We start from the raw sequence: 17,805 nt of genomic DNA, 5'->3' as shown, positions 1-17,805 counted from the left end.
GCTGGGTGATCGCCAGAATCATCCGCTGGCTGATGCTGCTCGCGTTCGTCGCGGCGCTCGTCTTCGCATACGGCGTGTACACGCGACGCATCGCCGTGCCGGAGCAGTACGATCCGTTCGCGCCGCTCGACGTGCGCGCGCCGCCCGGGCCGCTCACCGCGTTGAAGCTCTGGCGCACGACACATGATCCGCGACTCTGCGATGCCGCGCTCGCGCAATCCGGCCTTCAGTATCGGCCGATTGCGGATACATCCGGGCCGGGCGGCTGCGAATTGAAGGACGTCGTGCGCGTCACGCAATCCGCCGACGTGCGCTTCAGCGCGCCGTTTCTCGCGACGTGTCCGCTCGCGCTCGGCATGGCGTTCTTCGAGCATCAGTATCTGCAACCTGCCGCCATCGACGTATTCGGCGAGCGCGTGACGCGCATCGAGCACGTGGGCAGCTACGCGTGCCGCAACGTGAATCATCAGAAGGACGCGGCGCTGAGTCAGCACGCGAGCGCGAACGCCATCGACCTGACGGGCTTCGTGCTCGCGAACGGACGACGCATCACGCTTGCGCGCTGGGACGACGACGCAGCGTCGCCGGACGCCGTGTTTCTGCGCCGCATCCACGACGGCGCATGCCGTTCGTTCGATGCCACGCTCGGGCCGGACTACAACGCGCTCCACAAGACGCACTTTCACGTCGACATGGGTCCGTACCGCATGTGCCGCTGATGCAGGCGCCGGTCGGAATCGGGCGCGAGGTTCGCTAGAATCGGAATGGACGCGGCGCGCCTCGCTCGATGTGACGGTGTGCGCGCCGCCCGCGTTTCATCTTCTATCGGACGGAAAGAGCGTATGACGAACCAAGCGGCCCCGACGCAAGAACCCTATGAGCGACGCGCATTGCTGCTGCATCTCGGCGACGTGCTGGAGACAGTGTTTTGCCTGAGCCAATGCGCCGACGAGTACGCGAGCATCGGCGACGCGGTGCGCGGCAACGACGCGCTAGCGGACTTCACGCTGCTCGGCTTCGTCGATGCAAGCATGACGCCGCGCGAATTCATCCGGCGTGCATCCGGGGCCTTCTTCGTGTGGCCGAAGGCGCTGCTCGACGCGTCGCTGAATCGTCCGATGCTCGCGAACACCGTGAAGCACGATCTCTTCGATGACAATGCAGCCGGCTGGCGCGCTTATGTTGAGGAGCGGCGCGGCGAAGTCCCTTGGTTCGGCGAAGACTTGCCGGAAATTGCAGAGAGCGCGGCACCCGCACATGCGGCCCGCGTTGATACGTCCGCTAATCAAGACGGCGAAACGCAAAAGCCGTCGCGCTATCTGACGTGGCCTTGGCCGAACAAGTCGAAATGAACGCCGCACGCAAGCGGCACAGCGCTGCTTGCGTTCGAAGACTTAGGGCTTCTTGCCCATGCTGCCCGCGTCGCTATCGAAGCCGAGCCCGTTCGGGCGCTTCGGCGCTGGCCCTTTGCCGGACGACGTCTTGCCCGGCTCCGTTCTCAGCGCGCTGCTTGCCTGCGTGGCGGCGACGGCCGGCGGCGTGACGTTGCTTTCGTGATACGCAGGCGTGCTGTCCTTGTCGAGTCTGCTCGGCTTCGGCGAGTTCGGCTGCGTGTTCTGCTGACCGTTCGGATGACCTTCGGGTCTCGCCGTCGGGTCTTGCGCGCTGGCTGCCAACGCGAAGGTGGTGCCCGCGAGCACTGCCGCTACTCGTGCCACTGTTCCGAAAGTGGGTCTCATCTCGTTCTCCCAATGTTCTGCGCTTTGCCGTTTTCAAAGCAAGCAGCAGACCTGACCGCGCTTTTCTTGTCGACGCGCAAGGTGTCGTGACACACGATGACTGTGCGCAGCAATCCGTTGTCCGCCGTCAAAGGAACGCGCGGATGGCGCCGGGACAATCGAGCTTTCAACCGGGAAAGCGAAAAAATGAGAACGAAACTTGGGGCGATGCTGCTGGCAAGCACAGCATTTTTCGCGGGCGCGGCGCACGCGAACGACACCGCACCGCAAAGCGATGCAACCATGAGCGCCATCCACGCGGGCGACGTGATCGTGCGCCTGCGCGCAATTAGCATCGAACCGCAGGTATCGGCGGGCGGGGCGCTCGGCTCGCTGGGCGTGGACGTGAACAACGCCATCGTGCCGGAGCTGGACTTCACCTACATGGTTCGCGACCAGATCGGCGTGGAATTGATTCTCGCGACGTCGCGGCATCAGGTGACATCGCGTATCGGCGGGCTGGGCGGCGTGGGCGTGCTGCCGCCGACCGTGCTGCTGCAGTATCACTTCAATCACCAGGGACACGTGCGGCCGTACGTCGGGGCCGGACTCAACTACACGTACTTCTACAACGACAAGCTGAAGGCTGGCGACACGCCTGTCTCGATCAAGCGCAGCAGCTTCGGTCCGGCCTTGCAGGCGGGCGTGGATGTCGACGTCGCGAAGAACGTTTTCGTCAACGCGGACGTGAAGAAGATCTGGATGCGCACGAGCGCGTCGGCGGGCGGCACGGATCTCGGCTCGCTCAAGATCGATCCGTGGGTGCTCGGCGTGGGCGTCGGCATGAAGTTCTGACGCGGCGGCGATTCTGCCCGCGCGGATTTTGGCGGATGTTGCCGGTGCTTCTGTCGTGGCGCGCTCCGTGATGGCGGTATCCTTGACAGCAGGCCCGGCGCAGACTCGCGGCCATTCGCGCAGCAACGCGGTGGCGAGCGAACTGCAACGACTAAAAACACCGCATCGGGGAACGCACGTCAATGAAACCTTCACATCTCGCAGGACTCGCCTTGCTCGTCGGCTCCTGCGCCGCTCTCGCGCAGCAACCGATGACCTTGCCCGGCCGCAGCCAGAGCGCGGGACAACAGGCCGTGGACAACGCCGCCTGCTATGCGTACGCCAATCAGACGACGAAGGTCAATATGGCGCGCGAGTCGCAGGCCGCGCCGAAGCAGAGCACGGCCGACACACGCACGATAAGCGCCCCGCGTGCCGTCGAACCGCCGCTGCCGCCGAGCGCATCCGGCGCGCTCGCGGCGTCGGCTGCGTCGCCGGCTTCGGGGGCATCGGCCGCCGTGGCGGCGTCAGGGGCGGCGGTGGCCGCGGGCGCCTCGGCGCCGCGCGGCGCGTCTGCGGCGATGCCGGCGTCCGGCAACGCAGGCACGGGCGTGGCGGGCATGCCGGCGATGCCGGGCATGGCGAGCGGCGCATCGGACGCGGTCTACGGCGGCGACATGAAGATGCCGCCGCTCCCGCCGCCCGAGCCGCCGATGGTGCGCTACTGGCGCGCGTACAGCGAGTGCATGCAGAACCGCGGATACTTCGTGCGATGAGCGCATGATCGCGCTCGTGCTGCATCGCTAGACCGCGCGAATTCGCGCGACGCTGCGAGTTCGGGGAGCGACGATGAGCCGAATTGCCATTCACGAGGGACACTGCGCGTGCGGCGCGGTTCGCGTGCGCGTGTTTGCCGAACCGAAGGACGTCAACCTGTGCCATTGCATGACGTGCCGCCGCATCCACGGCGCGCCGTTCGGCGTGTACGCAATCTTCGAGCGCGATGCGGTGGAGGTTTCCGGCGACACCATCGCCTGGCCGAGTTCGCCGACGGGCCGCCGCCATCACTGTCCGGCGTGCGGTTCGCCGGTCTATCTGGCGTTCGACGGGGTGCCTGAAATCGAAGTGCCGACCGGCATCTTCGACGAGATCGGGCTGTATCCGCCCGCGTATGAAATTTGGTGCAAGACCGCCGAGCCGTGGCATGACGATCACGGCCGGCCGCATTACGCGCGCAGCCGTCCGCAGTAGCGTTTCAGCACTCGACGATCGCCTTCACGACGCCCGCCTTCGGATCCAGCAGCGACGAGAACTGCTCGGGCACGTCGTTGAGCGTCATGCGATGCGTGTTCAGCGCATCGGTCGGCACGTCGCCGCGGCGCATGGCGGCCAGCACCGTCTCGAAGTCCTCGGGCGTCGCGTTGCGGCTTGCGAGCAGCGTCGCTTCGCGCTTGTGAAACTCCGGGTCCGCGAACGAGATGCGATCCGGCACGATGGACACGAGCACGTACTTGCCGCCATGCGCGATGAACTCGAAGCCGCGCTCCATCGCGCGGGAATTGCCGGTCGCGTCGAACACCACGTTGAAGAATTCACCATTCGTCAGCTGCGACAGTTCTTCCTTGTCGCGCTCGCCGATCTGCACGGTCGCGTCCGCCTTCAGTTCGCGCTTGCAAAAGGCGAGACGGTCCGCGCGCGTGTCGAGCGCCGTCACGTTCGCGCCGCGCAGCCGGGAGAACGTGATCGCCGCCATGCCGATCGGCCCGGCGCCGACCACCAGCACGCGCTGGCCCGGCTGCACGTCCGCGCGGCGCACGGCGTGCGCGCCGATCGCGAGGAATTCGACCATGGCGGCCTGATCGAGCGTGACGCCTTCCGCCTTGTGGACGAACTGCGCGGGCAAGTTCAGATATTCCGTAAACGCGCCGTCGCGGTGCACGCCCAGCACCTGAATGTTGACGCAGCAGTTGGTCTTGCCCTGACGGCACGCAATGCACTTGCCGCACGACAGATACGGCATCACGTAGACGGTATCGCCCGCTTTGAGACCGCTGGCTGCGTCGGCTTCTTCGATCACGCCGGACAATTCGTGGCCCATCACGCGCGGATACGACAGATACGGCTGATTCCCCGTGAAGATGTGCAAGTCCGTGCCGCACACGCCGACGCGCTTCACGCGCAGCAGCACTTCGTTCTCGGCGCGCTGCGGCTTGGCGCGTTCTTCGGCCTTCAGGGTGCCGGGGGTTTCGCAGATGACGGTCAGCATCGTGTCTCTCGTTGGAATGATGTGGGGCAGCGCATCAATCTATCGGCGCCGGGCGTTTTGGTCAAGCCAATTCAAGAATGGAGGAAGTGGTAAGGCCGGTGCATCGGCAGGCGTTTCGCCTTATATTTTGACGATACCGCGCCGGCAAATTACCGCGCGTTTCAGGCAACCCAAGGACGGCACGTGCTTTCACTTTATGACTTTGTCGAGCGGCATCCGCGGCTCTTCGTACTTTCCGGCGCGGGCATCAGCACCGAGTCCGGCATTCCCTGCTATCGCGATCGTGAGGGCCAGCGCACAGGCCGAGCGCCGATTCTGCTCAAAGAGTTCCTCGGTTCCGATTATGCGCGGCGGCGTTACTGGGCGCGTAGCCTCATCGGCTGGCCGGTGGTGGCGAGCGCGCAGCCCAACGCGGCGCATCACGCGGTTCGGGCGCTGGCCGCGCGCTCGCGCGTGCATCGGCTGGTGACGCAAAACGTCGATGGACTGCACACGCGCGCCGGGAACCCGGACGTGATCGAACTGCACGGCAACCTTGGCCGCGTGCGCTGCATGGACTGCGGCGCGCGGCATGAACGTGCGGACGTGCAACGCCTTCTAGAAGCGGCCAATCCCGATTTCGCCGGCTACACGGCGCCTGCCGTGCCGGACGGCGACGCGCTGATCGAAGACCTGGATTTCGGCGCGTTCGACGTGCCCGGCTGCACTCGTTGCGGCGGCCTGCTGAAGCCGGACGTGGTGTTCTTCGGCGAGGGCGTGCCGCGCGAGATCGTGCAGGACGCGGCGAGCGCACTCGACGGCGCGGACGCGATGCTCGTGATCGGCTCGTCGCTGATGGTCTATTCCGGCTACCGCTTTTGCGAGTGGGCCGCGAAAAGCGGCAAACCGATTGCGGCGATCAACATCGGCAAGACGCGCGCCGATGCGCTGCTCTCGCTGAAAGTGGAAGCGCCGTGCTCGGAGGCGCTGGAGGAGTTGATCGCGCGGCTGGATGCGCGCTCTGTCGGCGGGGAAGGCGCTTCCGCGTAGATCGCTTGCGCGCGTGGGCGGAAGCGGCGTGCTCGGCGGGACTGATCGGATTGATCGGGCTTCGTGCAACGCGAACGCGTGCCCGCGAGGCCGCTCCTTCCGCTGAAGACCGATGCGCAGTGCTCAAAGACCGTGGGCAAACCGACCGCGCGGCCCATCGACGGCGGCGGCGACGGCGCCGCTGCCTAGCTGTGTCCCGCAATGAACGCCCAACGCCTTGGTAGAGAAGCGCGGCAAACTGGTCGCGCCTCGATGCGAGTGGGCGACGAAGGCCCGTCCGGCGAGCGTGTCCGCGCGGCCGCTTTTCCGCTGAAAACCGATGCGCAGTGCTCAAAGACCGTGGGCAAACCGTCCGCGCAGCCCGTCGACGGCGGCGGCGACGGCGCCGCTGCCTAGCTGTGTCCCGCAATGAACGCCCAACGCCTCGGTAGAGAAGCGCGGCGAACTGGTCGCGCCTCGATGCGAGTGGCCAACGAAGGCCCGTCCGGGGAGCGTGTTCACGCGGCCGCTCCTTCCGCTGAAGACCGATGCGCAGTGCTCAAGGACCGTGGGCAAGCCGTGCGCGCGACCCGTCGACGGCGGCGGCGCCGCTGCCTAGCTGTGTCCCGCAATGAAAGCCCAACGCCTTGGTAGAGAAGCGGGGCCATCTGATCGCGCGCCTCAATGCTCGCACCCAACGCGCAAGTGCCATCCAGCGATGCGCTAGCCGATCTCATCGCGCGGCTGAACGCCAGCCGGGGGGCAGCGCTCTCGCCCACGCGCCTTGGAAGCGCCGCGCATCAATGCGCTGCGCGACCAAAGCGCGCTCCCGCCTAACCCGCTTCCCGCGACAACACGCCGAGCGCCTCGGCCAACCGCTCGACATCCGACATCCGCGAGAACAGCGCGGGCGTCACGCGCACCACGTCGCCCGCATCCGGACCGGGCCGCGTCACGGTGAAGAGGCCGAAGCGCTCGCGAAGCGCGTCGCAGGTGGCGCGGGCGCTGCGGCCGTCGAGCCGGAAAGCGGTGATGCCCGTGGTCATCGACGGATCGTCGGGCGTCATGATGCGCACGCCCGGCAGCGCGCGCGCCGGCTTCACCCACGCATCCCGCAGCGCGCGAAGACGCGCTTCCTTCGTATGCGGGCCGATGCGCCCGTGCAACTCCAGCGCCGCCGGCACCGTGAGCCACGCCGCGAAGTTCGGCGAGCCGGTATGCACGCGCGAACGAATGTCGTCGGCGGGCCACGTGCGGTCGCCGAGATACGGATCGACGGCGGCGAGGTGTCCGCGGCGGATATAGATTGCGCCGCAGCCGAGCGGCGCGCCGATCCACTTATGCAGATTCAGCGCGGCGAACGGCACGTCCAGGGTCGGCACATCGAAGTCGAGCGCGCCCCAGGAATGCGCGGCATCGGCGATCACGTCGGCCCCGGCCTCTCGCGCCAGCGCCGCCAGTTCGGCGACGGGCATCACGAGGCCGGTCGCGAAGCAGACGTGCGAAAGCAGCACGAGCCGCGTGCGCGGGTGCGTGCGCAGCGCTTGCGCATACGTTCGGACGACCGTGCGGCGGAAGTGCTCCTGCCCGTGCGGCTCGGGAATCGTGATCCGTACCGGCGTGACGCCGCGCCGCTCGCGCAGCCATTCCATCGCGTCCTTTCCGCACGGGTAGTCGAGGTCGCTGTAGAGCACCGTGTCGCCCGGCGAGAGGCGGTTGTAGCCGCTGATGAGCGCGAGCAGCGCCTCCGTCGCGTTGCGCGTCAGTTCGATTTCCTCGACGCCGCAACCCATCGCCGCCGCGACGCGCTCGCGCAGGCCGTCGTGGATGCCGGGCCAGTGCGGGCGCACGAGCGTCGTCGTCTCGTCATTTACGCGGTCGATCCAGTGATGAAACACTGACTTCACCGGCTCGGCCATTGCGCCCCAGTAGCCGTTCTCCAGATTGACGACGGCATCCGTCTGCCGATACAACCCGCGCACGGCGTCCCAGTACGTCTCGTCGGTGCCGAGGGCGGGCGACGGGGCGGGCGTGGCGGGCAGCGCGCGCAGGGCGGCGTCGAATTCGGGCGTGCGAACGTCGAGCGGATCGGTCATGGGCGAAGAAGACGGGCAAAGGCGTCAGTATCGCCGATCGCGGCGCCCACATGCGATGAACGGAATATCGACAATGCGCCGCTCCAGCCCTTCAGACTTGCGCTTCCTGCGCCGTAATTTGACTCAGAGAGCCGCGCCGCGCCGACTGCAAACGTTCGCGCGCGCTTTCTTTCGCGCCGAAGAGCGTGAAGCCTTAACCAAACTCCGTTTTTTCGGATCTGAGAGAGCCAAAGCGTGAACCTTCGCAATATCACCATCAAGAACAAGCTGATTGCCGGCTTCGGTTTGCTCGCCGTGCTGCTCGTGCTGGTCGCGGGCATGTCGCTGCGTGCGCTGTCCGTCGCCACGGACGGCTTCGCGCATTATGTCCACGGCATCAACGCGCGCGCCGACGTGGCCGCGCAGATCCGCGCCGCCGTGGACCGCCGCGCCATCGCCGCGCGCAACCTGGTGCTCGTCACGAAACCCGCCGACCTCGAAATGGAGAAAGCGGCCGTCGAGCGCGCGCACCAGGACGTGCAGGCGCGGCTCAAACAGTTGCAGGACATGATGGCGTCCGCGTCCGATACGAGCGATAAGGCGCGTAGCCTCGTCGGCGAGATGACGAGCGTCGAGGCGCTCTACGGACCGGTAGCGACGGCCATCGAGGCGCTCACGCTCGCGGGCCGGCACGATGAAGCCATCGTCAAGCTGGACGACGAATGCCGGCCGCTGCTCGCGCGCCTCGTCAAGGCCACCGACGACTACGCGACTTACACCAACGTGCGCCGCGACGAGATGGTGCGCGAATTCGAGGCGAACTATCTGATGCAGCGCAACGTGCTGCTCGCGTTGTGCGTATTCGGCGGGCTCTTTGCCGTGGCCGCGGGCATCGCGGTCACGCGGTCGATTACCGCGCCGATTGCCGAGGCGGTCGGCATCGCACAGACCGTGGCGCGCGGTGATCTGCGCAGCAGGATCGTCGCCGAGACCAAGGACGAAACCGGCGATCTGCTGCGCGCGCTCGCCCAGATGAACGCGCGTCTGACGGAAACCGTGAGCCGCGTGCGCGAAAGCGGCGGTGCGGTCGGCGGCGCGGCGAGGGAACTCGCGACCGGCAACACTGACTTGAGCCAGCGCACCGAAGAGCAGGCGGCATCGCTGCAGGAGACGGCGGCGAGCATGGAGCAGCTGACGTCCACGGTGCGCCAGAACGCGGACAACGCGCAGCAGGCGAGCACGCTGGCGTCGAACGCTTCGGAGGTCGCGCGCAAGGGCAACGATGTCGTCGGCCGCGTCGTATCGACGATGCAGGGGATCAGCGACAGTTCAGCGCGGATCGCGGATATCACCGGCATGATCGAAGGCATTGCGTTTCAGACGAACATTCTTGCGTTGAATGCCGCCGTCGAGGCGGCGCGCGCGGGCGAGCAGGGACGCGGCTTCGCGGTCGTCGCAACGGAGGTGCGCAGCCTGGCGCAGCGGTCTTCGACGGCGGCCAAGGAAATCAAGGAACTGATCGCCGATTCGGCCGACAAGGTGCGCGACGGCTCGGCGCTCGCAGGCGAAGCCGGTTCGACGATGATCGAAGTGACGCAGGCTGTCGCACGCGTGACCGACATCATGGAAGAAATCGCGGCGGCGTCGACGGAGCAGGGACGCGGCATCGAGCAGATCAATCAGGCGATCACGCAGATGGACGAAGTGACGCAGCAGAACGCGTCGCTGGTGGAGGAGGCGGCGGCCGCGTCGCAGGCGCTCGAAGAGCAGGGGCGCAAGCTGAACGAGGTGATGGCGTTCTTCACCGTCGAAGCGGGCGCATCCGCGTTCGCGGCGGAGTCGCCCGCGCGGCTGGTCGCGCGCAAGGCGCCGCGAAGCGCGCCGGTGCGTAGGGAAGCGGCGAGCGCGGCTACGGATGCGAATGGGTGGAGCGCGTTTTGAGCGGAGCGTGACGCGTGCTGATCCGTCCGCTGTGTTTGGGCGTTTAGAGGACCGGTTGTCACGCGAAAGGCGCCGCGAAGCCCGCCGGCGCGTGGCGAGCGAGCGGATAGCATCGCGCCAACCCGGGCCGCCGCCATCACGCCATCACGCATTCACATCGACGATGACACGCCCTTTGATCTCTCCGCGCAGCAGGCTCGCAGCGGTCTGCGGCGCGTCGGCGAGCGAAATCGTGCTTGCCACGCGCTCAATGGTGGCTACCGGCACGTCGTCGGCGATCGCGTTCCACGCCGCGACGCGCCGCTCTCGCGGCACGTAGACGCTGTCGACGCCGAGCAGCGCCACGCCGCGCAGAATGAACGGCGCCACCGTCGCTGGAAAATCCATGCCCTGCGCAAGCCCGCACGCGGCGACCGCGCCGCCGTATCGCAAGCTCGCGCAGACGTTGGCGAGCGTGTGACTGCCGACGCAGTCCACCGCCGCCGCGAAGCGCTCTTTCTGCAGCGGCTTGCCTGCGGCAGACAGCGTGTTCCGGTCGATGACATCCGCCGCGCCGAGCTCACGCAGCCGCGCCGCTTCCTCGGGCCGTCCGGTCGATGCGATCACGCGATAGCCGCGCTTCGCGAGAATCGCCACTGCGAAGCTGCCGACGCCGCCGTTAGCGCCGGTCACGAGCACATCGCCCTGGCCGGGCGCGACGCCGCGTTGCGCGAGCGCCTGCACGCAAAGCATCGCCGTGTAGCCGGCCGTGCCGACGGCCATCGCCTGACGCGTCGTGATGCCGGCGGGCAGCGGAATCAGATGCCCGCCCGGCACGCGCGCTTTCTGGGCAAGGCCGCCCCAATGCGTTTCGCCCGCGCCCCAGCCGTTCATCACGACGAGGTCGCCCGGCCGATAGTCCGCGTGCGTGCTCTCCTCGACGACGCCCGCGAAGTCGATGCCGGGCACCATCGGAAAGCTGCGCACGACGGGGCCCTTGCCCGTGATCGCGAGCGCGTCCTTGTAATTGAGCGTCGAGTATTCGATGCGCACGAGCACGTCGCCCGCAGGCAGACGCGACTCGTCGATTGACTGAATGGACGCCACCGTGCGGTCGTCCTGTTTGTCGAGCAGCAGCGCGTTGAACATAGCTTTCCGTTGAGCGTGAGATGAGCGCCGATACGTGCGCCGATACGTGCGACACAGCGGCGAACGCGCGCTGCATCGCTCCGTTGAACCGGTCAGTGATGTTCGAACTGGTCGCGCGCCACCGGCGTGGCCTTCACCTTCGAGTACTGGAATTCCGGCAGCGCCTTGATCGCGTCCTTGGTCGCGCCCGGCAGCACCAGCTTGCCGTCCTTTACGTCGATCTGCTCGATCGGGATGGCGACGTCGTGGTGCGACACGCCAAGGAACTGATTCGCCGCGATGATCGCGAACGAGACCGAACGGTCGGGCGCGATGATGATGTCGTGGATCACGCCGACGCGTTTGCCGTCGTCGTTGACGACGGGTTTGTTCAGAATCGACTTTTTCACGCTCCACCCGTCGATGATCGCGGTCGAGACCTGAACGGAGACGCCGAGCGGCTGCGCGCCCGCGACCTGCGCGAACGAAGACGTGGAAGCAAGCGTGGAAGCAAGGCCGATGGCCGAAGAAGCGCAGAGCAGTGCCACGAATTTCAAGTTCATATCGATTCCTCAAAAGATTTGGCAGGATGGTCCGGCGAAGCGCGCCATGGCGGCGCGCTAGCAGTTTGACCGTTTACCGCGGCTTTTGCATGAATCGTGTCGTGGCTTTGTCCGCCGCTCAGTGCGAAACGGGTTTGAGCGCGCTGCCCTTGTGGACGGCGCGCTTGCCGCTCTTGTCGCTCTCGACTTCGTAATGCGGATCGTCTTTCGACGCGTTGACCGTGTGCCCGTCGAGCGTCGTGCGCTCGGAAATGACGCGCACCACGCGGCCCGTGGTCTCGCCCTGCGGCGTATTCCAGCTCACGTGGTCGTGAACTTTCAGCGATCGGCTCATGTCGGACTCCGGTTGAATGTGCGCGTCGAACGTGCAACGCCCATGCCAGTCGGCGAATCAGCGCAGGCGCATGAGCGTCGCTTCGTCGGGGCGGCCGTCGAAGTGACGGCGCAGCGTTTCGTCGAAGATCGGCTCGTCGGGCGCGGCGCGCGCGAAAAGCGTCATCGACGAATGGAATTTCATGTGGTCCGGATACCCGAAAATGTCCTCGATGCTGCGGCCCTCGACGCCGTTGACGGTGCGCGTCAGCTCGACGAGCCGTGCGCCCAGCACCGGATGCGCGAGATACGCCTGCGCTTCGGCGAGCGACTGGATCGCGTAACGCTGCGCCATGGGGCTATGGCCGAGCCCCGCGATCTGCGGGAACACGAACCACATCCAGTGCGTACGCTTGCGGCCGGCGGACAGCTCGGCGCGCACTTCATCGATGACGCTTTCCTGCGCACTCACGAAGCGTTGCAGGTTGAACGGATCGCCCATCGAGTGTTTCTCTCCCTTGAACCATCACGCGACGGCTTCCTCGATACGCCGTCTCAGCGCCGCATCCGGATAGACGCCGATGCCCGCGTGAACGTTGTCGACCATGTACTCGCGGCGGCCCGTGCCCGGAATGACGCACGTGACCGCCGGATTGCCCAGCACGAACTTCAGCAGAAGCTGTGCCCAACTGGTGCAGCCGAGTTCCGCCGCAAAAGGCGGCAGCGGCCTGCCGCGCAACTCGGCCAAGAGCGACCCGCCGCCGAACGGCTGATTGACGATCACGGCGACGCCGCGGTCGGCCGCGAGCGGCAGCAGGCGCGCTTCGGCGTCGCGGTCGTTGGCGGCGTAATTGATCTGCACGAAGTCGACGCGCTCGGCGCGCAAGACGGCTTCGACCTGGCCGAACGCGCTCGACGTGTAATGCGTGATGCCGATATAGCGCACGCGCCCGGCGGCTTTCCAGTCGCGCAGGGTGGCAAGCTGGGTGCGCCAGTCGAGCAGATTGTGGATTTGCATGAGGTCGATGCGGGGCGCGGCGAGGCGCTGCATCGACTGTTGCATCTGCGCAATGCCTTCCTCGCGGCCTTCCGTCCAGACCTTGGTCGCGATGAACGCCTTGTCGCGCGCATGCAATTCGGTGAGCAGCGCGCCAGCGACTGCTTCGGACGTGCCGTACATCGGCGACGAATCGATCACCGATCCGCCCGCCGCGAACAGAACGCGGAGCACCTCGGCGAGTTCACGCCGGCGCGCGGCGTCGTCGCCGACGTCGAAAGTGCGCCATGTGCCGCATCCGACGACCGGCAACGCTTCGCCGGTCGAGGGAATCCGGCGCTTATGCATCGGTTCGATGGGCGCGTCCGCAGCCCATGCGCGAGCGGCGGGCACGGTCAGCAGAGCGGCGGCGGACGCAAGCAAAAAGTCGCGCCGGCCCGGCGTGCGCCACGTCTTGGGAGGCCTCATGGATCCGGCTCCTGCTTTGGTTGGCAAGGAGCCACAGATTAAACCGCGCGCCGGCAGGGTGTGCGCTACTTCTTCTTGGCTTCTTCGAGACAGGCAGCGAGCTTCTCGAAGTAGGCGAGCGCCTTCGGGGTCGGCACGACGGACTTCGTGCGCATGTCCGCGCCGGTATCGTCGAGCGTGACGAGACCTTGCTGTTTGAGGCGCGTCAGCTTGCGGTGCACGGTTGCCGGCGCGCCGGCCGCCGACAGCGCCATGGTTTCCGTCACCGTCAGCGTGCGGCCCGCGTGCCAGGCCGCCGTGAGGGCTTCGAGCAGCCGTTCTTCGGCCGCGTCCAGCTTCGGCACGGAGGGCAAGGCCTGAACCGCCTGCGCGAGATTCAGGAAGCGGAAGTAAGCGTCGACGAGATGTTTTTTCGTCATTGTCATGCGCTTGCTTGAGCGCCCAAGGAAAGTGGCAGGGTGATGCAGTGGATCATACTCGGTCGGGTCTGACGTTCGGAACACAAAATCACTTATCAAGCTGATAAGCAACTGCTATCATGCGAAGCAATCGAGTTGGCAACAGGTTACTGAGAGATGGCCGATTGCTTGCGCGAGAACCTGAGAGAAGATGAGAAAAGCGGTGAAATAGGCGCCGCCTGGCAATGAGCTAGGCGGCGTTTTTATTTGAGCGATGAGTCAATCGCCGAGGCGCCGCCGCAACGGCGCAACCGTTACCATCAGCCATAACATCAGTTTGATCGTGTAGATCATAATCAGACTGCCGCTCAGATCTCCGACGACCATGACCACGAAGCGCCGGGCCGCGCCCGCAGCTTCGCCATGCATCGCGAGCCAGATTTGATGGAGCGCGGGACTGGCAATCGAATAAAGAAGAATGAGCAAAAGCAGACGCTTCGCCGTCAGATTCGATAGCGACGTGCGTAATCCGAGCACACCCGTCGCGAACAGATAAATGAGATAAGGCGCGAGTGCGGAAATCGTGCCGTAGAAAAGGGAACGCACTGGATCGTCCGGAAAATACAGAAAGACGCAACTGACCCAGGCGGCGCATAACATGCCTATTGCGCCGGCCTCACCAAAAAGCAGCGTGCAAAGCAGACGCATCCCGGCGGGCAAATATATCCAGTTGGCGCCCGGAACGTATTCCGAATGCGGAAACAGCAGTTCGTTTGCGACAAGTGTGATGAGAAAGAGCGCGGCGGTGCCCGCGATAATCGGGCCGCGTTGACGCAGATAATTCATAGTAATTAGAACCGTGAGGCGCTGACGCGGCGAGACTCTAGCACGCGGCGGCGGCGATTGTCGCATTGCGCAAATGCTCGCGGCAAATAGACGCGCAAATCCGATACAACAATTTTCAGTCTCGCGATCGAATCCGGGAGTCATGCGCCTATGATTGAATGCGCACGCTTTATTACATAGGACGACGTGCGTGCTATTAGTATCCTGCGCCGTCTCTCCGCCTCGTTTCGGCAATGCCCATTCAATCCGACGATCAAATACCGCCCAGCATCGACACGGTTCGCGCTTTGCGCATGGCGGGCCGCGCAGCGGAAGCGCAGGCGATGCTGCGCCGCATTGCCGCGTTGCGCGATGCCGGCGGCGTCTGGGCGGGGCAGATTGGCATCGACATGAGCTATCTCGGCATGTTCGCGGAAGCGGAGCCGTGGCTGAGGCGCGGCCTTCTCGATCCGTTGCCCGACGTGTTCCGCTTCCAGCTCACCGAGGAGCTGCTCATGACGCTATTGAGCCTCGGCAAATATCGCGAAGCGCACGAACTGCATCGGGCCGATCGCGGGATCGGGCGCGCCGAGGCGCTCCTCGACACGCTATTCGCAGGCGACGGCGCGTGGTTCGAGAGACTGAAGCCGAAGATGCTCGGCATGGACGAGCCGGTCGCCGGCAAGTCGATCCTGCTCATCGCCGAAGGCGGGTTCGGCGATTTCGTGCTCTTTTCGCGCTATGTCGACGTCCTGCTGCGAGAGGGCGCGCGTGAGGTCGTGATTGAACTGTTCGACTTCTGGCGCGATGCCGTGCGCCCGCGAGAGCGCGTTCGTCACGCTGTACCGACGGCCGAGGCGCGCGCCGAAGAAGCGCAACGCTGCGACCGCATCGCCACCGTGTTCCATCTGTGGGCGCGCTATCAGTCGTCGCCTTACGCGCCGCAGGAGAATCCGGCGGCGCTGATCGGCCTCGAAACCGCGAAGGCCTTGCCGCGCGAGGCGAGCGCGCTGTTGAACGCGCACGGTCCGCGACCCAAAGTCGGCCTGATCTGGCGCAGCGGGAGCAGTGCGCGACACGAGCCGTACCGGTCGATGCCACTGCACGAGCTTGCCGCCGTGCTCGCCGATGCAACGTGCGATTTCTTTTCGCTGCAAGTCGGCGAATCGAGCGAGGCGGAGCGCGCGCTGATGCAGGCGCACGGTGTAAGCGACATGGCGCCGAATCTGCACACGTTCGGCGACACCGGGCGCGCTTTCGAGTCGCTCGACCTCATCATTTCGATCGACAGCGGTCCGGCGCATCTTGCCGCCGCGCTGAATCGTCCGGTATGGGTGCTGCTCGCGCAGGCGTGCGATTGCCGCTGGTACGACTGCAGGCGATTCACGCCGTGGTACCCGTCCATGCGTCTTTACCGCCAGACGCAACTCGGCGACTGGTCGCATCCGCTGGCGGATTTGCGGACGGACCTGGCGCGATTCGCGTCGTTGAAGCGCGCTTAAGGCTTGCGCAACGCCTGAGTGCGCCGAAAGCCGCGAAAGCGTTCGCGCCGGTGCTCTTCGTCGAAATGCGCGCGCGCCGGCTTCACGAGATCGCTGCGCGAGACGATGCCGACGAGCCGCATCGATTCCTTGTCCGTCACGACCGGCAAGCGTTCCAGTTCATGCACGGCAAGGCGCGTCGCGGCGAGACGGCACGGTTCGCCGGGCAGCGCGACCACGGGCGCGGCATCGCTTTGTCGCGCGAGCGCCTCGCCGATGGTGCCGGCTTGCGACGTCCCCGCGAACGCCGCCAGTCCCGCGCGATCCAGCATGCCGACGAGCGCGCCGTCGCGCACGACCGGATACGCGCGGTGCGCCTGCTGCGGCCCGAAATGCCGCGCGAGCACATCGGCGAGCGGCGTGGCGGCGTCGACGGTGCTGACATCGCGCGTCATCACTTCATCCACGTGATGACGCTCCAGCGGGTCCACGCCGTATTCGCGATAGATGTGATAACCGCGCCGCGCGATCTTCTCCGTCATGATCGAGCGGCGCATGACCACGGTCGCGAAGCCGTGCGCGACGAGCGTCGCGGCCAGCAGTGGCAGCAGCGCATTGCTGTCGTGCGTGAGGCCGAACGCGAAGACGATGGCCGTGAGCGGCGCGCCCAATGTCGCGCCGAGCGTCGCGGCCATGCACACGAGCGGCCAGAGCGCGGTGTCGTGGCCCGGCAGGACCGCGCCGAGCACGGTGCCGAGTCCCGCGCCGAGCATCAAAAGCGGCGCGAGCACGCCGCCCGACGTACCCGAAGCCAGCGCAACGACCCAAATTACCGCCTTCACGGCCAGAATGGCGAGCGCGGCCTGAATAGCGATGTGCTGGTGCAACAGATCGCCGATCACGTCATAGCCGACGCCCAATGCGCGCGGCTCCATGAATCCGCCGATGCCGACCACGACGCCGCCGATGGCCGGCCACCACATCCAGTGCAGCGGCAGCTTGCCGAACGCATCTTCCAGCTTGTACAGCGCCGCGGAGAGCCCCGAGGCGAGGGCACCCGACAACAGCCCCGCGACGAGGCACGACAACAGCGAAATCATGTGCGGCGGCTCGGTCTGCATCGGGAAGAGCGCGCCGGTGCCGAAGACGAACGCTCGTGCGAAACCGGCCACGGCGCAAGCCAGCGCGACGGGCAGGAAACTGCGCGGCCGCCATTCGAAGAGCAGCAGTTCGACCGCGAGCAGGACGGCCGCGACCGGCGTGCCGAACACGGCGGTCATGCCCGCCGCCGCCCCCGCGACGAGCAGCGTCTTGCGTTCGGCAGCAGTCACGTCGATGCACTGCGCGATGAGCGAGCCGAGCGCGCCGCCTGTCATGATGATCGGGCCTTCCGCGCCGAACGGCCCGCCGCTGCCGATCACGATGCCCGACGACAGCGGCTTGAGCACCGCCACCTTCGGCGACATGCGGCTCTTGCCGAAGAGAATTGCTTCGATCGCTTCGGGAATGCCGTGGCCGCGAATCTTCTCGGAGCCGAAGCGCGCCATCAGCCCGACGATCAGCCCGCCGATCACCGGAATCACGATGACCCAGATGCCGAGTGTGTTCAGCGCGGGCGAGCGGTCTTCGATCGAAAACGTCTGGAAAAAGAAGATGTTCGTGAACAGATGGATGAGCGCGAGCAGCACGACCGCCGCAAGCGTGCTGATGCCGCCGATGACCGCAGCCAGCCCGCACATGCGCAGCAGCCGGTCGTTCACGGAAAAGTCGCGTTTATGATGGTTCATGTCTGTCACTCCAGGAAACTCCGCG

At 66.1% G+C, this 17,805-nt stretch carries 19 protein-coding genes; 8 read left to right on the top strand and 11 right to left on the bottom strand.

Annotation, left to right across the window (positions count from 1 at the left end; all coding sequences use genetic code 11):
• The first annotated feature begins 5 nt into the window (after nt 1-5).
• Nucleotides 6-719, top strand: coding sequence for an extensin family protein (locus P9239_RS01500; RefSeq protein WP_309748744.1), 714 nt, complete (start codon nt 6-8; stop codon nt 717-719).
• Between the two features lie 123 nt (nt 720-842).
• Nucleotides 843-1,352 carry a hypothetical protein gene (locus tag P9239_RS01495; RefSeq protein WP_309748743.1) on the top strand — a complete coding sequence of 170 codons (510 nt, stop codon included), beginning with the start codon at nt 843-845 and terminating at the stop codon, nt 1,350-1,352.
• A gap of 42 nt (nt 1,353-1,394) precedes the next feature.
• Here P9239_RS01495 and P9239_RS01490 read toward each other — a convergent pair whose 3' ends face one another.
• Nucleotides 1,395-1,739 (bottom strand): hypothetical protein, encoded by a 345-nt coding sequence (locus P9239_RS01490; protein ID WP_309748742.1) that lies wholly within the window; start codon nt 1,737-1,739, stop codon nt 1,395-1,397.
• A 186-nt stretch (nt 1,740-1,925) separates the two neighbouring features.
• On the opposite strand from P9239_RS01490, the gene P9239_RS01485 reads away from it, so the two are divergent.
• From P9239_RS01485 to P9239_RS01475, 3 genes are all read left to right on the top strand, one after another.
• Nucleotides 1,926-2,573 (top strand): OmpW family outer membrane protein, encoded by a 648-nt coding sequence (locus tag P9239_RS01485; RefSeq protein WP_309748741.1) that lies wholly within the window; start codon nt 1,926-1,928, stop codon nt 2,571-2,573.
• Between the two features lie 182 nt (nt 2,574-2,755).
• Nucleotides 2,756-3,328 (top strand): hypothetical protein, encoded by a 573-nt coding sequence (locus P9239_RS01480; protein ID WP_309748740.1) that lies wholly within the window; start codon nt 2,756-2,758, stop codon nt 3,326-3,328.
• 73 nt (nt 3,329-3,401) lie between these two features.
• Nucleotides 3,402-3,803, top strand: a complete 402-nt coding sequence (locus P9239_RS01475; RefSeq protein ID WP_309748739.1) for a GFA family protein — start codon at nt 3,402-3,404, stop codon at nt 3,801-3,803.
• 4 nt (nt 3,804-3,807) lie between these two features.
• On the opposite strand, the gene P9239_RS01470 is transcribed toward P9239_RS01475, so the two are convergent.
• Nucleotides 3,808-4,818 (bottom strand): zinc-binding alcohol dehydrogenase family protein, encoded by a 1,011-nt coding sequence (locus P9239_RS01470; RefSeq protein WP_309748738.1) that lies wholly within the window; start codon nt 4,816-4,818, stop codon nt 3,808-3,810.
• 102 nt (nt 4,819-4,920) lie between these two features.
• On the opposite strand from P9239_RS01470, the gene P9239_RS01465 reads away from it, so the two are divergent.
• On the top strand, nt 4,921-5,847 hold the full coding sequence (locus P9239_RS01465; RefSeq protein ID WP_404980182.1) for an NAD-dependent protein deacetylase: 927 nt from the start codon (nt 4,921-4,923) through the stop codon (nt 5,845-5,847).
• Between the two features lie 812 nt (nt 5,848-6,659).
• Here P9239_RS01465 and P9239_RS01460 read toward each other — a convergent pair.
• Nucleotides 6,660-7,922, bottom strand: coding sequence for an aminotransferase class V-fold PLP-dependent enzyme (locus P9239_RS01460; RefSeq protein ID WP_309748737.1), 1,263 nt, complete (start codon nt 7,920-7,922; stop codon nt 6,660-6,662).
• Nucleotides 7,923-8,156: 234 nt separating this feature from the next.
• Between P9239_RS01460 and P9239_RS01455 the strand changes: the two genes are divergently transcribed.
• A complete protein-coding gene (locus P9239_RS01455; protein WP_309748736.1) occupies nt 8,157-9,842 on the top strand; it encodes a methyl-accepting chemotaxis protein in 1,686 nt (561 codons plus the stop codon).
• 144 nt (nt 9,843-9,986) lie between these two features.
• On the opposite strand, the gene P9239_RS01450 is transcribed toward P9239_RS01455, so the two are convergent.
• The 7 genes from P9239_RS01450 to P9239_RS01420 form a co-directional block, all read right to left on the bottom strand.
• On the bottom strand, nt 9,987-10,970 hold the full coding sequence (locus P9239_RS01450) for an MDR family oxidoreductase (RefSeq protein WP_309748735.1): 984 nt from the start codon (nt 10,968-10,970) through the stop codon (nt 9,987-9,989).
• A 92-nt stretch (nt 10,971-11,062) separates the two neighbouring features.
• The gene (locus P9239_RS01445; protein WP_309748734.1) at nt 11,063-11,512 is read right to left on the bottom strand and encodes a PRC-barrel domain-containing protein; all 450 of its coding nucleotides are present in this window, start codon (nt 11,510-11,512) and stop codon (nt 11,063-11,065) included.
• Nucleotides 11,513-11,630: 118 nt separating this feature from the next.
• Entirely contained in the window at nt 11,631-11,846 is a 216-nt protein-coding gene (locus P9239_RS01440) for a DUF2945 domain-containing protein (protein ID WP_309748733.1), read from the bottom strand.
• A gap of 57 nt (nt 11,847-11,903) precedes the next feature.
• The gene (locus P9239_RS01435) at nt 11,904-12,326 is read right to left on the bottom strand and encodes a DUF1810 domain-containing protein (protein ID WP_309748732.1); all 423 of its coding nucleotides are present in this window, start codon (nt 12,324-12,326) and stop codon (nt 11,904-11,906) included.
• A 24-nt stretch (nt 12,327-12,350) separates the two neighbouring features.
• Nucleotides 12,351-13,289 (bottom strand): aldo/keto reductase, encoded by a 939-nt coding sequence (locus P9239_RS01430; protein ID WP_309748731.1) that lies wholly within the window; start codon nt 13,287-13,289, stop codon nt 12,351-12,353.
• A 65-nt stretch (nt 13,290-13,354) separates the two neighbouring features.
• Nucleotides 13,355-13,708 (bottom strand): winged helix-turn-helix domain-containing protein, encoded by a 354-nt coding sequence (locus P9239_RS01425; RefSeq protein WP_309748730.1) that lies wholly within the window; start codon nt 13,706-13,708, stop codon nt 13,355-13,357.
• Between the two features lie 258 nt (nt 13,709-13,966).
• Nucleotides 13,967-14,677, bottom strand: a complete 711-nt coding sequence (locus P9239_RS01420; RefSeq protein WP_309748729.1) for a hypothetical protein — start codon at nt 14,675-14,677, stop codon at nt 13,967-13,969.
• A gap of 89 nt (nt 14,678-14,766) precedes the next feature.
• Here P9239_RS01420 and P9239_RS01415 point away from each other — a divergent pair, with 89 nt between their 5' ends.
• Complete coding sequence (locus P9239_RS01415; protein ID WP_309748728.1) at nt 14,767-16,014, top strand: glycosyltransferase family 9 protein; 1,248 nt, start codon at nt 14,767-14,769, stop codon at nt 16,012-16,014.
• Here P9239_RS01415 and P9239_RS01410 read toward each other — a convergent pair.
• Nucleotides 16,011-17,780: a chloride channel protein gene (locus P9239_RS01410; protein ID WP_309748727.1), complete on the bottom strand. Its 1,770-nt coding sequence runs from the start codon at nt 17,778-17,780 to the stop codon at nt 16,011-16,013. The genes P9239_RS01415 and P9239_RS01410 overlap by 4 nt on opposite strands.
• Nucleotides 17,781-17,805: the final 25 nt, after the last annotated feature.

Origin of the sequence: Caballeronia sp. LZ062, from assembly GCF_031450785.1 — a bacterium.
In the GTDB taxonomy this organism is placed as follows: Bacteria; Pseudomonadota; Gammaproteobacteria; order Burkholderiales; family Burkholderiaceae; genus Caballeronia.
The sequence above is the reverse complement of the archived record's forward strand: the minus strand, read 5'-3'. Positions and strand labels throughout refer to the sequence as shown.